The organism is Streptomyces sp. NPDC005151 (genome assembly GCF_053599875.1).
Map to the genome: position 1 here is coordinate 1 of NZ_JBSFYR010000250.1, position 1530 is coordinate 1530.

The 1530-nt window shown below is 68.5% G+C and carries 1 protein-coding gene; it reads left to right on the plus strand.

The genetic code is table 11. The annotated features are described in order from the left end of the window. A partial coding sequence (locus ACWD6R_RS40520; protein WP_451823334.1) for a condensation domain-containing protein occupies nt 1–1530 on the plus strand: 1530 nt, incomplete at both ends.

The following is a 1530-nucleotide window of genomic DNA, read 5'->3' on the forward strand; positions in this document are numbered from 1 at the left end:
GGTGTCGCGGATCCGGGCCACGCTCGGCGTGGAGGTCGAGGTCCGGACCCTGTTCGAGACTCCGACCGTGGCCGGCCTGGCCGCCCACCTGGCCGAAGAGGGTACGGGACGGGCTCGTACAACGTTGCAGGCGGGGGCCGAGCGTCCGGAGCGGGTGCCGTTGTCGTTCGCCCAGCGGCGGTTGTGGCTCCTGGCGCAGCTCGAAGGATCGAGGCCCACCTACAACATGCCCGTCGTTGTCCGATTGGCGGGGAATTTGGATGTCGCGGCGTTGGGTGTGGCACTGCGTGATGTGATCGCCCGGCATGAGTCGCTGCGGACGGTCTTCCCGGCCGTGGACGGTGAGCCGTACCAGCAGATCCTGGACCCGCGTGAACTCGACTGGGATCTGCGGGTATCGGCGACCGAGGACCTGGCAGAGGCGGTGGGACGGGCCTCGCGGTATGCGTTCGATCTGTCGGTGGAGGTGCCGGTCCGCGCGTGGCTGTTCGAGGCCGGTCCGGAGGAGCAGGTCCTGGTCATCGTGGTGCATCACATCGCCGGTGATGGCTGGTCGATGGGTCCGCTGAGTCGCGATCTGTCAGCGGCGTACGAGGCGCGGTCGCGTGGTGAGGTTCCGGTGTGGGAGCCGTTGCCGGTGCAGTACGCGGACTACGCGCTGTGGCAGCGGGAGTTGCTGGGCGACGAGTCGGATCGGGCGAGTCTGCTGTCGGCGCAGGTCGACTACTGGCGTCGGATGCTGGCCGGTGCGCCGGAGGAGTTGGCGCTGCCGGTGGACCGGCCGCGCCCGGCAGCGGCGAGCCACCAGGGCCATGTCGTACCGCTGAGAGTGCCCACTGACGTCCACCAGCGCCTGACGGAGTTGGCGCGGGCCGAGGGCGTGACGGTGTTCATGGTGTTGCAGGCCGCGCTCGCCGTGATGCTGTCGCGGGTGGGCGCCGGTACGGACATCCCGGTGGGTTCGGCGGTGGCGGGTCGTACGGACGAGGCTTTGGACGATCTGGTCGGGTTCTTCGTCAATACGTTGGTGATCCGGACGGATCTGTCGGGTGATCCGGAGTTCCGGCAGGTGCTGGGGCGGGTGCGTGAGACGAGCCTGGGCGCGTTGGCGCATCAGGACGTGCCGTTCGAGCGGCTGGTGGAGGAGCTGGCTCCGGCGCGGTCGTTGGCGCGGCATCCGTTGTTCCAGGTGATGCTTACCGTCCAGAACACTGACCGCGCCGTGTTGGACCTGCCTGATGTGACTGCGGGAGGTGCGCCGCTGGACGACTCCCTGCTCGTGGCGAGGTTCGACCTTGATGTCTCGTTGTCCGAGGTCTTCGATGACCAGGGCCGTCCCGCCGGCCTGCGGGGAGCGCTGGTCGCGTCGGCGGATCTGTTCGAGATGGCGACCGCCGAACGAATGACGGCCTGGTTCGCCCGAGTGGTGCAGACGGTGACCGCGGCGCCCGGTGTTCGTCTGCATGCGGTGGATGTGCTGGATGCGGGTGAGCGGGATCGGTTGTTGGTGGAGTGGAATGACACGGCGTC